Source organism: Thauera carbonicopians (assembly GCF_025699485.1).
Taxonomy (GTDB): domain Bacteria; phylum Pseudomonadota; class Gammaproteobacteria; order Burkholderiales; family Rhodocyclaceae; genus Thauera.
Genome location: NZ_JANUXN010000030.1, coordinates 1 through 16,932, shown reverse-complemented (window position 1 = coordinate 16,932; position 16,932 = coordinate 1). Strand labels below are relative to the sequence as shown.

Below are 16,932 nucleotides of genomic sequence, written 5' to 3'. Positions count from 1 at the left end.
CGGAGATCTTCATGTCCCGCCCCCTTTCCGTCGCCGGTCTCATCCGCTTCGCGCTGCGGGTGGTGATCGCCATCCTCGCCTCGCTCATCGCGCTGTGGTCCGTTTCCACCACCCACGCGCAGACCAGTCCGGCACACGGGCCGATCCGCACCGGGGACGACATGCCCATGCTCGACTTCCTCGCGCTGCTCCACCAGATCGCGCCGGCGGCGGCCGAAGGCGCCAAGATTTATCTTGGTGCCGTCCACCTGCGCTGCGGCCGCACGCTCAACACCCTCGAACTGCGCCAGGCGCTCGCACACGACGGCGGCGAACCGGTGCTGATGGGGCTGATCCGCGCCAGCCAGCAACAGGACGCGGCCGCCCGGGTCCAGCTCGTGCGCCAGATCCACTGCCCGACCGGAGCGCCGCGGTGATGCGCCGCCCGGTTCTTCAAAGCTGCGTCGCGGTGGTGGCCCTGCTCGGCGGCACGCCCCAAGGCCGAGCCGCAGACGCCGGCGTGATCGGCCCGACCTACGAGATCGCCGAGCCCCACCTGCTCGCCTTCATCGAACAACGCCTGCGGGACATGGCCGCCAGCGGCGACCTGCAGCGGCTCGAAGAAGAAGCCCGGACCCGAGGCGTCGACGCGGTCCGCCACCCCGCGCCGGTCGAGGGGCTGTCGCCCACCGGGACGCGGCGCACCTATTACTACGACCCGAGCTTCACGCTCGAGCGCAACCTGCACGACGCCGACGGCCAGCTGATGTTCGCCGCCGGCACGCGCGCCAATCCGCTGGAGATCGTCTCGCTGTCGCGCCACCTGCTGTTCTTCGACGGGCGCGACGCACACCAGGTCGCACACGCGGCCGCGCTGATCGCCCACTACGGCGGCCGCGTGAAACCGATCCTGACCGGCGGCGCCTACCTGGACCTGATGCAACGCTGGCGCACGCCGGTCTACTACGACCAGTTCGGCCTGCTCACGCGGCGGCTGGGCATCCGGCAGGTGCCGGCGCTGGTCTCGCAGGAGGGGCCGCGGCTGCGCATCGACGAGCTGGAAGTGCCGCGATCGGAGGTGCCGCGATGAAACGCCTGGCCCTCACGGTCTGCCTGCTGCTGGGCCTGGCCGGCGCGGCGACGCCGGCCGCGGCCGGCATCACCTGCACCGGCAAGTTTCCGAACCCGATCACCGACCTCTGCTGGTCGTGCATCCTGCCGATCAGCATCGGCAGCGCGCGCATCGGCAACTTCGGCGGCCAGGAGGACATCGACAATCCGTCCAATCCAGTGTGCACCTGCGGGGTCAATCCGACCGTCGGCCTGTCCATCGGCTTCTGGGAACCCGCGCGCCACGTCGAGGTGATCCGCAAACCCTTCTGCCTCGTGTCGCTCGGCGGCATCGACCTCGACCCGGGCCTGCCCGCGCCGGAAGCCGCCCGCTTCACCCGGCCGGAGGCCGATGGCGACGGCGGCAGCTTCTACCAGGCGCACTGGTACGTGAATCCGGTGATGTACTGGCTGGAAGTCGTCACCGACTTCCCTTGCCTGGAAAAGGGCAGCTTCGACCTGGCCTATCTCACCGAAGTCGACCCGCTGTGGGGCGACGACGAACTGACGCTGATCCTCAACCCGGAGGCGGTGCTGTTCGCCAACCCCGTGGCGGTGGCCGCCTGCGCGGCCGACTGCGTGGCCGCGACCGCGGGCTTCGGCATCCGCGAGATGTTCTGGTGCGCCGGCTGCCAAGGCGCCGTCTATCCGTTCAACGGCCACCTGCCCTACCACCTGGGCGGCGTGCGCACGGCCGCGCTGCTCGCCCAGCGCCTGACCGCGAAGCTGCACCGCGAGCTCCTCGCCTGGGGCTGGCACGGGCAGGCGGGGCTGTGCGGCCCCTACTTCCTGCCGGTCATGGACAAGACCGCCTACAAGACCCAGCTCACCTACCCCATCCCCAACACCGGCAAGGAGGACGGCAAGTGCTGCCAGCCGTTCGGGCGCAGCACGATCATCTGGGGCGCCGGCAAGGAATACCCGGTCCGAGGCGAGGACTTCGCTTTCATGTTGTTCAGGAAAAGGAACTGCTGTGTCGGCTTCTGAACCTTTCCGCCGCTGCGCCGCCGTGTTTGTGGCGCTGCTCGCCACCATCCTCAGCAGTACCGCGGCCGCGCAACCGATCGTGACGGACGAAGACATCGCACGCGCGCGCCGCGACACGCCCATCGTCACCGACGACGACATCCGCCGCGCCCAGGAGAAGCATTCGGCGCCGTCGCCCGTGCCACCGCCCGCGCCTTCCACACCCCGCATCGAGGCCCTCCCCGAACCACTGACCGCCCGGCCGCTGGACCTCTCGGCCGTCGCCCAAGGCTACGCCGACGGCGCCGCCCGCCTGGACGGTGCGCAGGCGCTGGCCGGCGGGCCCGCGCTGCTGGTCTTCGCCAGTCTCTCAATGCCCGAAGCCACGCTGGCGCGCCTGCTGGAACAGGCCGAGCGCGCCCACGCGCTGATCGTACTGCGCGGTTTCATGAACGGATCGCTGCGCGACACCGCCGCCCGCATGCAGCGCCTGATCGGCGGCCGGCAGGTCGCGGTGCAAATCGATCCGCTGGCCTTCGACCGCTTCGCCGTCACCCGCGTGCCGAGCTTCGTCCTCGTGCGCGACGGCGCACGCCCGGCAGCCTGCGCCGGCGGCGCCTGCCCGCCGGCGGGGGCGTTCGCGCGCACCACGGGCGACGTGAGCCTGGACTATGCGCTCGAACACCTGCGCCGCGCGGCCCCGGACTTCCAGCGCGAAGCGGACCTCTTCCTGGCCCGCCTCAAGCCCGGCCCGCGGTAGGAGCCCCGCCATGCGCCGCCTCGTCATCGGCATCACGCTGGTCTGCTTCGTGACGACGCAGACCACGGCGCTTGCGCAGCCCCATGCCGAAGGCACCGCGGCGGGCCAGGCCGCCAATGCCGCCGCGCGGCCGACGCGGCCGCCGTCGTCCCCGGCTACACCATCTCGCCGCCCGAATCCGCCTACTACGGCCAGCCGAACCTTGGCGGCCAGGCCAACGCGCGCCTGAATGCCTGCGCCGCGGCGCCGGACGATCCGGTCTGCGAGGCCCAGGTCGGCGCAAGCACGTCGGCCAACCTCCCGCGCGACACCATCTCCCCCTACGATCCGGCCGTGGCCGAGGCACGCCGGATCGCGGCCAACCCGTCGCTGTCGCTGGAGAACATCGCCAGCTTCTACAGCGGCTGCCAGGTCGACACGGTGCCGGGCGCGGCAACGGAGACCCGCGTCTGCCGGCAGTACAGCGGCGCCGGCGCACAACGCTGCGCCCGCAGCCTGACGGTGTCGGTGGCGCGCAGCAGCAGTTGCACGCCGGGCGAGTGGTTCGTGTCCGCCGCCTCGGGCGCGACCGGCGCCGCGGTGCAGTGCCTGCCGGACCGGCCGGCCGCGCGGCAGCATTTCCGTGTCACCCAGGGCGGCACGCCGCTGGCCTACTTCGACGTGGACATGGGCACGCCGCTCGTCTTCCCGCAACGGGTCGCGACGCTGCCCAACACCGGCGCCGGCTGGGGCGGCGGCCAGAACGGCGCCTGGGTCGCCGACAACCAGTGCGTGGGCGACGCTTGCCGGCTCACCGTGCTGATCGCCCGCGAATACCGCCTGGTCTGCAGCGGCGAGGAGTACGGCTACGGCATCGGCGGGAACTGCGAGCAGGTGCGCCCGTTCCTCGAGGTCTACGGCGCCTGCCCCGCCGGCACCCAGAGCGGCAACCACATTTTGAACCCGACCAGCCCCGGCGGCGAGCCGGGCGAGTGGCAGCCGACCTGGCTCGACGAGGCGCGCTGCTACGCGTCGACCTCCCCGCCGGGTGGGCAGTTCGGCATCGACCAGACCGGAACTGTGCCGGGGTATTTCTGGGGGGTGCATTCGCAGCGCCCGGTGGTCGGCTGGAAGCTCAATCCCGCCTACGGCCCGATCCCGCGGATGACCTTGAGCTACCTGCGCCCGCACACCGAGGTGGCGGAGGCCGACCGCTGGGACGATCACTGCCCCGCGCTCGCCGCCGACGGGCGCTGCGCGGTGAGCGAGGCGGCGCGCTGCGTCGACGGGCCGGCGACCAAGCTCATCGACGGCGCGCCGGTCACGCGGGACTGCTGGCGCTACGAGACGGCGCTGTCGTGCACGCACGGCGCCCCCAGCGACGAATGCGCCCCGCTCGCCGCGGCGGGCTGCACGCCGGCGGGCACCGTCTGCCGGCAGGCGAACGCGGCGACCGGCTCGTGCGAGATCGCCGAGCACACCTACACCTGCCCGGTCGCCGCCGGCACCGCGGTAACCGCGTCGAACTGCCCGGCCGACGTCTTCTGCGTGGCCGGCAACTGCTTCAGCACCGCCTACACCCACGACGCCGACTTCGCCCGCTCGATGTCCTTCATGGAAGCGGCGCGCGAGGCCGGCGTCTATCTCGACACCGACACCATGCGGGTCTTCTCGGGCGAGGCGGCGAAGTGCCGCGACCGCCTGCTGAAGGACTGCTGCATGTCGGATTCGTCCGGCGCCGGCATGACCAACCAGAGCCTGTTCGGCACCGGGTCGCGGCTCGTCTACGACGTGCTGATGAATTCGTCGAACCGCGCGTTCATCTACCAGGGACTGCAGGCCCTGCTGCTCGGCGGCGGCTTCTCCGGCAGCTTCACGACCTACGGCGTCACCGTCGCGATCAACGGCGCGGCCGTGCCGGCCGGCTCGGTGGCGCTGTATTCGGGGGCCAACGTGGTGATCGCCTTCGACCCCTGGTCGTTGGCCATCGCGGTGGTGATCTACGTCGTGATGTCGATGATGTCGTGCAACGAGAACGAGGGGCGCCTGGCCCTGCAAGAGGGCGCGCGCCTGTGCCGCAAGATCGGCACCTATTGTTCGTCGTGCATCCGGGTGCTCGGCAAGTGCGTGTCGTGCATCGAGCACACCACCGGGAAGTGCTGCTTCAACAGCGTGCTGGCGCGCATCGTCAACGAGCAGGGCCGGGCGCAGGTCGGCAAGGGCTGGGGCAGCGCCAGGAATCCGGATTGCTCCGGCTTCACGATCGCGCAGTTGCAGGCGCTCGACTTCGCCGCGATGGACCTCTCCGAGTTCTACGCCTCCATCGTGCCCACCCTGCCCGACGTCGGCGCCCTCCAGTCGGACAACGCCGCGCGGGCGGGCCAGTGCTACTACGGACAGGGGCGCTGCCCATGAACCGCCCGTCACGCCTCGCGCTCGCCTACGTGCTCGGCGCCTTCTGCACACCTGTGCCCAGCGCCGCCGCGGACGTGCCCTACCGCACGCCGGTGCCTGACGCCCGGCCGGTGATGCTCGCCGCGCTGCGCGCGCCCGACGGCACGGCATACGGCGTGCTCACCGGAGAGATCGCCGAGGCGATCACCCGACACTTCCAGGCCACGTCACCGATCCACATCGACGTCACCACCGAACGCCGCTACGCGCAGCCCGGCTGCGCGCGGCTGAACGTGACCTTCTGGCAGGAAGGCGTCGTGCTGCCGGACGCCCCCGGGCCGCGCCGACAAACCATCGCGTTCGGCATCGACTACTGCCTCGACGGGCGGCCGCCCAGGTCCCTCGAGTAGGCACCGCCATGGCCCGCCGCCCGCTTCCTTTGTTGCTTGCCCTCGGCCTGGCGGTCGGGCTGCCGGCCGGTGCCGCCGGGGAAAGCGGATCGCCGTACTGGCGGGACAGTTGGCGCGGCTGGCACTTCTACGAGGATCCCGTCGCCGAGGAACAAGCGCAGCCGGCGATATCAGCCCCGCCGACGGCACAGCCGGACGCCGGGCGAGCCCCGGAGCTGGACGAATTCGAACACCTGCAGAAGACGCTGGAGGCGTACCGCAACATCGCGGTCATCCGGCCCACCGAAAGCAATGTGCGGCGTTACATGGCGCTCGAGGCGAGGGTCGTGCGCCAGGCATCCGCCTTTGCCGATGTCGCACGCCGGGTGGCCTGGGCCACGCCCGAACTCGACCCCACCCTTGAAGGCCGCCCGGTCAACGCGAAGGCACTGGAAGTCTTCGAGGAGGCCCAGCGCAACGAACGCTCGCGCACCGTGGCCCGCCTGGGCGAGGACCACGTGCTGTTCTTCTTTTACCGGGCGGACTGCCCGTATTGCCACGCCTTCGCGCCCGTGCTGGAAGCTTTCCAGGCGCGGCACGGCATCCAGGTCGTCGCGGTCAGCCTGGACGGCGGGCCGCTGCCGGGCTTTCCGGCCGCGCGCATGGACAACGGCATCTCGGCCGCGCTCGAGGTGTCGCAGGTGCCGGCAGTCTTCCTTGCCCAGCCCTTCACCGGCCGGATCACCCCGATCGGCTTCGGCGTGCTGTCCGAATCCCAGTTGCTCGAACGCATCGCCATCGTTGCCAGCCCCGAGGGCGAAGCCCTGCTGCCCGGCGCCGCGCGCCAACTCGCCCTGCCATAGGAGTCCCCGCCATGCACACCGTCCCCCTGCGCCGAGCGCTCGCCGTGGTCCTGGCGGCCGGCACCGTCCTTTTGCCGCCACGGGTGCATGCGGGTGATCTCAACAGCGAAGTGAACGCGATGTTCGACAACCTCGGCGCAATCGGCAACTACACCGCCCCGGGGGCGTTTCGCGGGCAGGCCTACAACACCTATACCGGCGGCAACCTGATGATGTGCTCGCCCAACAAGGTCTATCAGCTCGCGGCGGTCCAGTTCCCCAGCGCCAAGGCGGGCTGCGGCGGCATCGACGTCTTCGGGGGCAGCTTCAGCCACATCTCCGCCGACGAATTCAAGAACATGCTGCGCAACATCACCGCGGCCCTGCCCGGCATCGCCTTTCAGTTGGCGCTGGAGGCGGTCTCGCCGCTCCTGGGTGGCCTGACGAAGTGGGCAAAGGGGTTGGAGACCTGGATCAACAACGCACGCATCAACTCCTGCGAAACCGCCAAGGCCATCGTCAGCACCGCGGCCGAGTCGCTCGGCTACAGTTCGCAGGAAACCTGCGCCGACCTGGCCATCGAACTCGGCATGGAGAGCGACCGCGACGCCGCGCGCCGGCGCTGCGCGAGCGACCGCCCGAGCATCCTGTCCACCGCGCGCAGCTCGGGCGACGCCAACATCCGCAACAAGGCGCCCTTCGTCGGCAACCTGACCTGGAAGGCGCTGCAGCATACCGGCGGCTACCTGGACGACGCCGAGCGCGAACTGATCATGAGCATCGTCGGCACCATCATCTACTATCCGGAGGAATCGGGCCGCGATCCGGAGCCGATCGCGCCCACGCTGACCTCGATCAGCCAGTTGCTCTACGGCCAGGCCGCCGCCGGCAGCGGCAACGTGGTCCAGCATCTCCTGCGCTGCAACAACCATAGCGCCTGCGACGGGGTGTCGCTCAACACCGCCTACAACCATACGCCCTTCACCGCCCGCGTCGAGACGCTGATGCGATCGATCGCGGACAAGATCGCCACCCGCAGCGCCATCCCCAACAACTCGCCCGAGGTCGGCTTCGTCAACCAGACCACAGAACCGGTCTACAAGATGTTGTCGATCGGCACCAGTATCCCCGGCTCGGGTCTGGCCGACAGCCTGATCGCGCAGTACCGCGACCTGATCGCCGCCGACTACGCCTACGTGTTTCTCGAACGCAACCTGCGTCTCGGCATGGCGGCGCTGGACAAGGACTACACGCTGCAGCAGACCCAGCGCGAACAGGCGGCGGCGATCCGCCAGCGCACGCAGGCGATGCTGTGGCAGATCTCGCAGGAGAAGAATCTGCTGTACCAGAAGGTCGGCTCCTTCCGCGCGGTGTCGGGCCACCTCGAGGAACTGGAGCGCCAGTTGCGCACCAGCATGCCGCAGCACGTCATGGACATGCTGGGCCACCAGGCCGCCTACCTGGCGCGCTGATCGCAGCCCACTGCCAGAGACCGGGTCATGTGGGAGATCTACGCCTACCAGAACGCGGCGAGCCTCTTCGGCGTCTTCAACGCCGCGGCGGCGATCCATGCCTCGGGCGACTACCTGTCGGCGGTGGCGGCGGTGGCCTTCTGCGGCTTCGTCGCCGCGCTGATCGCCTACGCCTTCGCCCCGGAAAAGCTGCAGGGCTGGAAATGGCTCGCCACCGTGCTGCTGGTCTTCTCCGTGCTGATCGTGCCCAAGGTGTCTGTGGGCATCGTAGACAAGACCGGCGGCACGCCGGTGCAGGTCGTCGACAACGTGCCGTTCGGCGCGGCGCTGCTGGGTAGCCTCACCAGCACGATCGGGCACACCCTGACGGGTCTCTTCGAGACCGCCTTCCAGTTGATCCCCGGGGCAGGCGCGCTACCGAGCGAGCTGACCTACGAGCGCAACGGCCTGATGTTCGGCAGCCGGCTGATCCGCGAGACTAGCAATGTCGTGTTCAATGATCCGAACTTCCGCACCGATTTGATCAACTTCATCCACAACTGCACGACCTTTGATCTGCTCGACGGCACCCTCGATCCGGCCGCCTTCTCAACGGCGGACGATGTCTGGGCGTTGATGGCCAGCCCCAACCCGGCGCGCTTCACACCGATCACCAGCGCCACTGGCAGCAGCACCATCGACACCTGCCCGAACGCCTACCTCAACCTCAACAGCCGGCTGCCGGCGCAGATCAGCCGCATCGAAGGCCACCTCGCCTTCCAGCTCAATCCCACCCTGCCCGGCACGGCCGCCGCGGCCGCGATCGCCGGGCAGATCCAGCAGGCCTACCTGAAAAACGGCATCGCCGCGGCCTCGGCCACCGCCGCCGACCTGATACGCCAGAACGCCGTCCTCAACGCGATCGCCGACACCGGCAAGATCGTCGGCCAGAAAGTGAACGACCCCGCGGCGATGATCCTGGCCGTCGGCCGCGCACAGGGCGTCGCGCAGCAGAACGCAGCGTGGATCAACGCCGGCAAGGTCGCCGAACAGGCCCTGCCGGTGTTCCGCAACGTCATCGAGGCGGTGACCTATGCGCTCTTCCCGCTCTTCGTGCTGTTGCTGCTGCTCACCAGCGGCCGCGAGTCGATGATCGCCTTCAAGGGCTACGCCACCATCCTGATCTGGATCCAGCTGTGGCCGCCTCTGTATGCGGTGCTGAACTATATGGCCTCCATCTACGCCGCCTACGACATCGCCGCGGCGGCCGACCTCGGCACGGGAATGAAGGCACTGTCGCTGCAGACCGCCTCGTCGATTTATTCGCGCACGATCTCCGGCGAAGCGGTGGTGGGTTACCTGTCGATCACCATCCCTTTCATCGCCTGGGCCGCCCTGAAGCGCATGGAGAACTTCGGCTCTGTCATGGTCGGGGGGCTGTCCGGCCTGCAGGCCATGCTGGGTGCGGCCACCGGCTCGGCCGCGGTAGGCAACACCAGCCTGGGCAACGTGACCATGGACCAGATGCGGCTCGCGCCCAACCGCACCTCGGCCTTCATGCGCAGTTGGCAGAACGACCTCAGCGGCGACACCTTCAGCAGCAACGCGCTGACCGGGCGCACCGCATTGAGCCTGCTGCGCAACCAGGGCTTCGCGTCCCGCGTGGTGTCGATGCGCGTAGCCGAGCAGGACGTGACCGAAGCCAGCCGCCAGGCCGATGCGGCCCGCGGCGAGGCGGTGGCCGCCCATACCGAGCGCTCGACGGTGCTGGCCCAGGCGTTCAGCCGCGGCTTGGCCAAGCTGCACTCGTCGCGCAGCAGCACCGGCTCGTCGTCCAGCAGCTTCGAACAGTTCGGCGAGTCGTTGAACCGCCTGGACCAGATCAGCCAAGGCGTGGCCGACAGTACCGGGCTCAGCCAGTCGCAGGTGGCCCGCATCGCCTTCGGTGCCTCCGGGCATCTGGGCTTTAGCACAAGATTCGCCGGACTGCAGGGCAACGCGACCGCCGACAAGAGCTTCTTGTCGGGGCTGTCTGCGGAAGAACGGCGTGTGATGACGTCCTTGACCAGCGATCAGATTGCCGAATTCAAGCAGTTCGGCGACCGCGTATCCCGGGACACGAGCTTCGCGGCCATCGTCGCGGACGACGCGCGCGAAGCACAAGACATGGCTTCACGCCTCGCCACCGCCACCAGCCGCTCCGAACGCGCCGACGCGGCCCTGGCCGAGCGCACCGCCTTTGCCGAGCGAATGTCCGCGGCCTATGAACGCGGCGAGACGATTTCCATCGACATCGCCCAGGATCCCCACAACTTGGCGATGTTCACCCGCTACGCGCAGGAATACGGTGGGAACAGCGCGTCCGCCCATGTCTTGATGGAAGCCGAGTTGGCACGCCAGTCGATCCGGCCGAACCGGCTCTTCTCCGACGGCAGCGCGGTGCCTTTGTCGTTTGGCGACGTGCGTGCGCAGCACCATCAGGACGCTGCGGCGCCGGAGCTGTCCCCCGACATTGCCGGGCGGCACCGGAACCAGACCACGGAAGTTCAGCGCTTCGGCGCATCGTCGATCGCCTCTTCAAGCAAAGAGACTGCACCTTCTCAACTACGGGAAGACGTCCAGGCCCAGGGAGCACGAATACAGTCGACCACCGCCGGGGACTGGAGCGCTTTCGACGAGAAGGCGGCGATCACCCAGACATCCGACGGCACGCTCGCTTCAGAACGGTCCTTGATGGCGCAGTCAGGCAAGCAGGTGGTCGAAGACGCCGCGCCGATCCTCGACAACGCGAGACAGGCGGTGAGGGACGTGCTGCGTAAGTAGGGCCGTCATTGAAGCTTGTCGGGATCGAACATCCGGCTTCCATGCGTGGGGTCGGGCTCAGGTGGCTTCATGAATGGAGGATGGCCTTTGTCCCGCCAGTAGTTGGCAGCCAAATCCCGCCCTGAGTATCCCATGCCGGGGATCGGGTTCTCCTCCTCTTCGGAGCGGAGCGGCAACCGTCCCTTCTGCTTGCTTCCAATGCCCGACAGCCCGCCGCCGATCGCCCCTCCGAACAACGCTCCCACGCACATCATGACGATGCACAGCCCCCACTCCTCGTCCCGGACGGAGAGGAAACCGATGCCGATACCGAGCAGCAGGAAGAAAAGGAAAACGGCCTTGCGCATCATCGTTCCAGAATACGCCAGCAGCGCACTCGTTCAACTCAGGCTTTCGTTTTAGCACCCCCAGCGCCACGAATGCGACGCCCCTTGCCCGTCGCAAAGACTTCGGCAGCGCGGGCGAGCGCATCCAGCGCACCACCGTTCGACATCCAGGCCTCCACCCACTGGGGCTTCCGTCCCCTTCCGGACCAGGACAAAGTCCGGTCGTTCGGATGCGCGTACTTGGCCGGCAGCGGCGATCTGGCCTTCGACGACGGCGCCGCGCCAGAGTCCTGCTGCCGCAACTTACCGCCATTGGTGGGTTCCGCCGCCACTGGAAGGATGTCCGTGAGCGCAAAACCTTCAGCCTTGGCCAGCGAAGTCAGCTTCTTCAGAAGCACCTCCTTCGCTCCGCGCTCGCGCTGCCGGATCGCTGAGGAGATACGGCTGTGGAGCTGCCGCAGTTGAGCCAGTGAATAACTGGAAAGGTCCATAGGATGCACATCCTGCGCCTGTCGGCCGGTAGTTTCACGATCCATAAGAAAACTCCCCTTTTGAATTTGCCGCTTTGCGGATGACTACGACTTTTTCTCGGCACCCGAAATCGGATGAACGTAGATCAGCCCCTTCGTCTGAGCTGCCTTCACTTTGCGGTCGATCATGTCTCGCAGCGTGAGATGCCCCTCCAGCACCAGGATCAGGTCTTCGCCATCGACGAAGAGCGTCTGAATCTCTTTACCCATGACGAGGCTTCGGATTACTTCTGGACTGAAGCCATTCACCGAGATGAAAAGGCCCCGTCCGTACAGTTTCCCCGCCACCTTGCCTGCGAATTGGTAGACCGGCTCGTTGCTGGCGGATCGTTCTTGCCACTTGGCCTCGATAAGATAGTGCTCCCCATCGAACTTCACCGCGCCGTCGACTTGCTCGCCGTTGACGCGAAAGGCCTCCGTGGCCTCCAGTCGCGAAAGGCGCGACAACTCGGCCAGAATGCGCTCCAGCACGTAACCGCGCTGCTGCCGCGAAGTCTTGTTGGCGAGCAGATCGAGGTACTCGGCACGCAATTGCTCTAACGACGCCGTGGGTTGCTGGCGCACCGCCTCCTGCGCGGCCCGGCGCTCGCGATCGGACTTGATCTTGGCGTCACGAATTTCTTGCAGTTGGCGAAGGTGCTCCAAGTTCTTGTTGGCCGTGCTCCGATCCAGCTTCCGCAGCTTGTCGAAGTAGTACGGATCGAAATGCGACCAGCTCAGCAGCGACTGCAGCATGGCTCGGAATGGGCCCAGACCATTGTCTTGACGTGCCGCGAGCGCGGAGAACAGAGAATCAACGACTTCGTGTCGCTTGAGTGCGTTCTCGCCCTCTATCTGGAGGGACGCGGTCTCCGCCTTCGTGCATCCGTGCTTCTCGAAGAAGCCCACAATGTCCTTGCGCGGCCAAAACAGCGACAGGATGCAGTCCTTCATGCAGCCTTTGATATCGGCAGGAAAAATCATGTCGTGTGCCCTCTAGCCGATCCGGGCCAGTAGTTGTTCGATCACGTCGCTGGCCTGCCGCTGCCGCAGCGCCCTCGTTTCGCGTTGCTCCGTGTCGTTGCCCTCGCCCAGCTCGAACTTGGCGACCGACACCGGGCCGTCCTTGCGATAGCCCTCGGTCTTCTCGTCGCCTGCAAAGCGGCTGCGCAGGATCGCCAGCGAGGCTTCGACGACGGTAGCGTGCCTGCCGCCACGCTCCTTGCGGAAAGCCTCCGCCACAGCGTCGATGCCTTCAGGGGCGTGCTCGATGCAGTAGATCAAGTCGTGTGCATCCTTGCGCTCGAAGCGCTGGTCGAACGCGAAGGACTTCAGGCAGGTGAAGCTGACGAGGTTGGCATGCTTGATCTTCTCGGTGGCGATGCCGTTGTCACCCAACAGTTCGACCTGGATTTCGGCGACCTGGTGCAGGTCGAAAACGATCGATGAATGCGGGATGTTCAGGGCCGAGATCGTGCCTTCCGTCGGCAGCGGCTGAACCTTGCCGCCGGCGATGTCCGGTGCGTCCGCGAGCAGTTCCAGCACCATCAGCGCACCGTGCTCAGTGCGGGTCTGCCAGCGCCAGGAGAGCTTCTGCTGCTTCTCGTTCTCCGCACGCTCGAAGCCCATCTTCTTGAGGTTGTCCTCCAGCGTGTGGTACGCCTCGGTGTCGGCCAGGATCTGCAGGTCGATCACGATGTCCACGTCCAGGGTACCCGCATGCGCCGGTACCACCGGCGGTCGCGCGGCAACGAGATACCGGGGCGTGAGTCCGCCGATCAGGTAGATCGAATCCTTCCACGGTCCGAGACCACGCAGCAGCGTTACGAGGACACGTTCGCAGTCCACCGTATACTGGTCGCTGTAGCCGTCGAGCGTTGCGGGCTTGGCCATCAGAAGCCGATCCTTTCTTTGCGGAAATGCTCGGCCATTTCCTTCGAGCGGCCTTCGCCGCGCAACAGGTCGAGATAGATCTGGATCGGGCTGGCCAGCCACAGGCCACCGACCCGCTCACGGAACAGCAGTTCGCCTGGCGACTTGGCTTCGATGATGGCCAGGTTGGCACCTTCGCTGACGGCCCGTGCGTTCAACTCGCCGATCGCGGCGTCGGCATTAGCGCCGATCAGCACCCGTACGCGCACCTGCGACACGTTGGAGAGGAACGGCGCATAACGTTGTGCTGCGGTCTCGTGGCTCACGGCGTACTCGACGCTGCGCGCGTCGAAGACCTGGCCGATCCGCGCCTCCAGCGCGTCGGCCTTCGTGCCGGGCACATAGTACCGGTGCAGGGTCGACGGCCGAATGGCGGCGAGTTGCTTGGTCCATGCATCGAGCAAGGCCGCCGGCTCGCGCAGGTGGCGTTCCTTGGCCGGGCCTTGGCCGCGCGCCGCCAACCAGTCGAAACGCTCAAGCTCAGTCAACACTTGCGAGGCGGTGGCGGGCGACACCATCGCCAACTGCGCCAGCTCTGTGACGCCGAACCAGTTCTGATGCCGGACCAGCAGCGCGTGCAGGACCTGCGCGCGCCGTCCGGAGAACAGTGCGCGCACCGACTTCGCAAAGGTCTTGGGGGGCGGCTTGTCGATGTACAGATACGCACCTGGCGCAGGCAGGTACAGGCTGCCGCCGCTGTCGTAGTAGCCAACACGCTCGTTTCTGAGCAGTTCCTTCGCACCGGGGGAGATGGACTCAGCGACGAGAAGCGACAGAGCCTCTGCGCCCTGCCCTGTGGGCCGTCCGTGGCTTGCCTCCCGGAACTGCCAGATCACTTGCCGGACATCCCGGGGGAAGACTGCCTTCTTGGCTTCGATCAGCAAGACGAAGGACTTGCCAGCAACGCGCAGATCGACCTGGGCGTCATGCCCACGGTCGCCTTGCTTGCTTGCCGGCTCCCAATGGTCGAGGTCGGCCTCCACGTCGGGAAGTTCCCGCAGAGCGTCCACGAAGCGGCTGATCAACTGTCTTTCCGTCAGGCTGGACTCATGCATGGGCACTAAGGCCTTTTTGCTGTGCAGTGAATAAGCCGATCCTAGCGAATATTTACCTGTGCAGCAATATTTACTGTGCAGCAAATAAAGCGCGGATGCTGAAAGGCCCCTTGTGTCGGTAGGAGTCCTGCGTTTGGGCATCACGGCCCTCCGCCGTCGGGCTCGTGGGCTGCACCCCGCACTTCGAGGAGGGCTCTTCGGCCCCTCTTCTCGGGGAAACGTCACATCTGCGCCGTCTTTGACGCCAGCGCGTCCACGTCATGGCAGAGCCTTCGTGACGCTATCGCTGCGGTGCGTGGGCGAGCTCGTCGAGAAAGCGCTCCATCTCGGCTTTATCGGAACGGGACAAATCACAGTGCCCACCAACGCCATTGCGGAGCCCGAAGCTTGGCTACCAATACGTCAGCTAGAAACCGAAAGAGCACGATGCAGAGAAGGGACAGGCAGCCCAGGATATCGCTAAGCCTCGTGCAGATATTACTCGGGCGACACATACCCAGGCGCAAACTTGGCGCTCTCCACGCCGTACAGGGCCAAGTGATTACGAAGCCACAGCCGGAAGGCCTGATCTTGCAACCGATGGTCCGATGTGCAGTCGATGTGCCACTGCCTCAACACGTAGCCAGCCATCGCCGCCCGTAGCTTGAGCTGCAAAACACCGTCTGTCATTCCAAAATCCTTTTCCGCGATTTCCGGGGATTTCTTATCAGGATGCGGGACGAGTTCGAGCTCCACGATCCGGTTCCACTGGATGTCTTCAGCGGACGTCTCGGATTGTTCGACCTCACCGTCCAGAATCACCTCTGTCTTGTCCATGCGGCTGATCACAAAGTCGTGAAATGTCCGGCGCATCCGACAAAAGGCACGGACATGCCACCTGAGCCCATCGGAGACCATGGCGAACGGCACGATCTCACGTGTCGTTGCACCGCTCGTATGAGAGATGTAATGCAGCCGCACCGCTCGTCCCTTGTAAATCGCACGGGTGACAGGCGCAAGCACATCCATCCGTGGTCGATTTAGTGCTACAGGGATCTCGCAGGGGATCAACGGACCGACCACGGGGTTCACCCCATCACCGAAACCTTCCGAGAGAGCAGTCAGCACTCGATCCGACACATGCTGGAAAGCAGGAACAAAACGCTCTCCGATGACGTAGGTCTTCGAGAGATTGTCGAACGTAATGTTGTCCTTGAAAAGGCTTCTGTACAGCGCGAAGTCCCGCGTAGCAACAGCGGGGGCAACCCCGAACCGCTTCTTCAAGTCTGAACGGCCCACCTCTCCCAGGAAGTACAACCGAAATTCGATGTACGCCAGCCGGTCACGCTGCGTCTGGCTCAGGCCGTCCAATGTGCTCGTCTGTTCCGAGCTCGAAGCTGTCGTCTTCATGGCTGCGGATTCTCCGCCTACCGGCTGGCATCGTCAAACCGTTTTGGCTTGTTGACATGATCGTTTTGATGATATAACTTAATCAACAACCGCATGTCGCGGTTGTCTCTACAGGAGAAGTGCAATGGCAAAGAATCCCCCGACCGGCGATGGGCGCCGAATCGGTGCAGTCCGTGAACGCAGTCAGACGCAAACGCCGTCCGGGCACTGGGTCAAGCGAGATGCAAACACGGGCCGTTTCATGGATGTGAAAACCAGCGACAAGAGCCCGTTCAAGGGCGTTCGCAAGGAGAAATGAAGATGGCAAACCCAAACAACGTGTACATCGTCCAACGCGGTGATCAGTGGGGAACCCTGCGTGAAGGCGGCGAACGGGTCAGCAGCTTGTACGACACTCAGGCCGCTGCGATCGAGGCAGGGCGCGAGATGGCTCGCCAGGGTCAAGGTGAACTCCTGATCCAAGGCCGTGACGGTCAGATCCGCGCTCGCGATTCATATGGCAATGACCCTTGCCCGCCGAAGGATCAGACATGATCAAGCTCGACTTCAAAGCTCCAAGCAAGCGTGACCTGACCAAGATGCTCACTGCCGCCGCTGAGAAACAGATCTCCGAAGCTGCGCGCCGTGCCGCCGCCCCGTATGGTGGCGTCCGGCTCAAGTTCAAGCGAAAAGCTGATGGTTCGCTTGCTTCGGTCGACATGGAAGGCAGTGAGAAGGCTGTGCAGGCGGCACGTCGCGCGCTAGCAAACTGACACTTTTTCCCTGCTTCGAATGATCTGCCGTAGAACACGCAAAGTGACGACGCGTGCTTCATCTGAGGTGCGGCAATGAAGCACCACACCGATATCGCGAAGCAGTATTTCAAAGCCTTGGAAGAGCTGCATCCATAACTGACTCTTTGGAGTGTTTGCCCAGCCGTTCTACGGCGTACGCGTCAGCGTATGCGACCCGGTCTGAGTAACCGTCTTAGAAGTCAAGCATCGTGAAGCGATTTGTCCCAATGTTTGCCTGTGCGGACCATGGCGTTG

19 protein-coding genes are annotated in these 16,932 nt (G+C 66.0%); 13 read left to right on the top strand and 6 right to left on the bottom strand.

All coding sequences use genetic code 11. The features are described 5' to 3' along the window. Nucleotides 1–11: 11 nt before the first annotated feature. Genes NX068_RS20545 through NX068_RS20500 form a run of 10 tightly spaced genes read left to right on the top strand, consistent with a single transcriptional unit; the run spans nucleotide 12 to nucleotide 10,693 of the window. Entirely contained in the window at nucleotides 12–416 is a 405-nt protein-coding gene (locus tag NX068_RS20545) for a hypothetical protein (RefSeq protein ID WP_263463096.1), read from the top strand. Continuing rightward, on the top strand, nucleotides 416–1,069 hold the full coding sequence (traW, locus tag NX068_RS20540) for a type-F conjugative transfer system protein TraW (protein WP_263463095.1): 654 nt from the start codon (nucleotides 416–418) through the stop codon (nucleotides 1,067–1,069). Before NX068_RS20545 ends, traW begins: the two co-directional genes overlap by 1 nt. Continuing rightward, entirely contained in the window at nucleotides 1,066–2,076 is a 1,011-nt protein-coding gene (gene traU / locus NX068_RS20535) for a conjugal transfer pilus assembly protein TraU (RefSeq protein WP_263463094.1), read from the top strand. The genes traW and traU overlap by 4 nt, the downstream gene beginning before the upstream one ends. Further along, complete coding sequence (gene trbC / locus NX068_RS20530; protein WP_263463093.1) at nucleotides 2,063–2,815, top strand: type-F conjugative transfer system pilin assembly protein TrbC; 753 nt, start codon at nucleotides 2,063–2,065, stop codon at nucleotides 2,813–2,815. The genes traU and trbC overlap by 14 nt, the downstream gene beginning before the upstream one ends. A 10-nt stretch (nucleotides 2,816–2,825) precedes the next feature. After that, a complete protein-coding gene (locus NX068_RS21240; RefSeq protein ID WP_263463092.1) occupies nucleotides 2,826–3,044 on the top strand; it encodes a hypothetical protein in 219 nt (72 codons plus the stop codon). Next, on the top strand, nucleotides 2,978–5,209 hold the full coding sequence (gene traN / locus NX068_RS20520) for a type-F conjugative transfer system mating-pair stabilization protein TraN (protein ID WP_263463115.1): 2,232 nt from the start codon (nucleotides 2,978–2,980) through the stop codon (nucleotides 5,207–5,209). The genes NX068_RS21240 and traN overlap by 67 nt, the downstream gene beginning before the upstream one ends. Further along, complete coding sequence (locus NX068_RS20515) at nucleotides 5,206–5,598, top strand: hypothetical protein (protein WP_263463091.1); 393 nt, start codon at nucleotides 5,206–5,208, stop codon at nucleotides 5,596–5,598. Before traN ends, NX068_RS20515 begins: the two co-directional genes overlap by 4 nt. Before the next feature lie 8 nt (nucleotides 5,599–5,606). Then, entirely contained in the window at nucleotides 5,607–6,440 is an 834-nt protein-coding gene (gene traF, locus NX068_RS20510) for a conjugal transfer protein TraF (RefSeq protein ID WP_263463090.1), read from the top strand. An 11-nt stretch (nucleotides 6,441–6,451) separates the two neighbouring features. Further along, complete coding sequence (locus tag NX068_RS20505; RefSeq protein WP_263463089.1) at nucleotides 6,452–7,891, top strand: conjugal transfer protein TraH; 1,440 nt, start codon at nucleotides 6,452–6,454, stop codon at nucleotides 7,889–7,891. Nucleotides 7,892–7,918: 27 nt separating this feature from the next. Beyond that, on the top strand, nucleotides 7,919–10,693 hold the full coding sequence (locus NX068_RS20500) for a conjugal transfer protein TraG N-terminal domain-containing protein (RefSeq protein ID WP_263463088.1): 2,775 nt from the start codon (nucleotides 7,919–7,921) through the stop codon (nucleotides 10,691–10,693). Nucleotides 10,694–10,698: 5 nt separating this feature from the next. On the opposite strand, the gene NX068_RS20495 is transcribed toward NX068_RS20500, so the two are convergent. The 6 genes from NX068_RS20495 to NX068_RS20470 form a co-directional block, all read right to left on the bottom strand. After that, entirely contained in the window at nucleotides 10,699–11,040 is a 342-nt protein-coding gene (locus tag NX068_RS20495) for a hypothetical protein (RefSeq protein ID WP_263463087.1), read from the bottom strand. 38 nt (nucleotides 11,041–11,078) lie between these two features. Continuing rightward, nucleotides 11,079–11,510 carry an H-NS histone family protein gene (locus NX068_RS20490; protein ID WP_263463086.1) on the bottom strand — a complete coding sequence of 144 codons (432 nt, stop codon included), beginning with the start codon at nucleotides 11,508–11,510 and terminating at the stop codon, nucleotides 11,079–11,081. A gap of 84 nt (nucleotides 11,511–11,594) precedes the next feature. Beyond that, a complete protein-coding gene (locus NX068_RS20485) occupies nucleotides 11,595–12,512 on the bottom strand; it encodes a restriction endonuclease (RefSeq protein WP_263463085.1) in 918 nt (305 codons plus the stop codon). A gap of 12 nt (nucleotides 12,513–12,524) precedes the next feature. Next, entirely contained in the window at nucleotides 12,525–13,421 is an 897-nt protein-coding gene (locus NX068_RS20480; RefSeq protein WP_263463084.1) for an antitoxin, read from the bottom strand. Continuing rightward, nucleotides 13,421–14,485: a hypothetical protein gene (locus tag NX068_RS20475; protein WP_263463083.1), complete on the bottom strand. Its 1,065-nt coding sequence runs from the start codon at nucleotides 14,483–14,485 to the stop codon at nucleotides 13,421–13,423. Before NX068_RS20475 ends, NX068_RS20480 begins: the two co-directional genes overlap by 1 nt. Before the next feature lie 507 nt (nucleotides 14,486–14,992). Further along, nucleotides 14,993–15,904, bottom strand: coding sequence for a WYL domain-containing protein (locus tag NX068_RS20470; RefSeq protein ID WP_263463082.1), 912 nt, complete (start codon nucleotides 15,902–15,904; stop codon nucleotides 14,993–14,995). Between the two features lie 124 nt (nucleotides 15,905–16,028). Between NX068_RS20470 and NX068_RS20465 the strand changes: the two genes are divergently transcribed. Genes NX068_RS20465 through NX068_RS20455 form a run of 3 tightly spaced genes read left to right on the top strand, consistent with a single transcriptional unit; the run spans nucleotide 16,029 to nucleotide 16,656 of the window. Further along, on the top strand, nucleotides 16,029–16,202 hold the full coding sequence (locus tag NX068_RS20465; protein WP_263463081.1) for a hypothetical protein: 174 nt from the start codon (nucleotides 16,029–16,031) through the stop codon (nucleotides 16,200–16,202). A 2-nt stretch (nucleotides 16,203–16,204) separates the two neighbouring features. Further along, nucleotides 16,205–16,438 (top strand): DUF2188 domain-containing protein, encoded by a 234-nt coding sequence (locus tag NX068_RS20460; RefSeq protein WP_263463080.1) that lies wholly within the window; start codon nucleotides 16,205–16,207, stop codon nucleotides 16,436–16,438. Beyond that, the gene (locus tag NX068_RS20455; protein WP_263463079.1) at nucleotides 16,435–16,656 is read left to right on the top strand and encodes a hypothetical protein; all 222 of its coding nucleotides are present in this window, start codon (nucleotides 16,435–16,437) and stop codon (nucleotides 16,654–16,656) included. Before NX068_RS20460 ends, NX068_RS20455 begins: the two co-directional genes overlap by 4 nt. The last annotated feature ends 276 nt before the right edge of the window (nucleotides 16,657–16,932 follow it).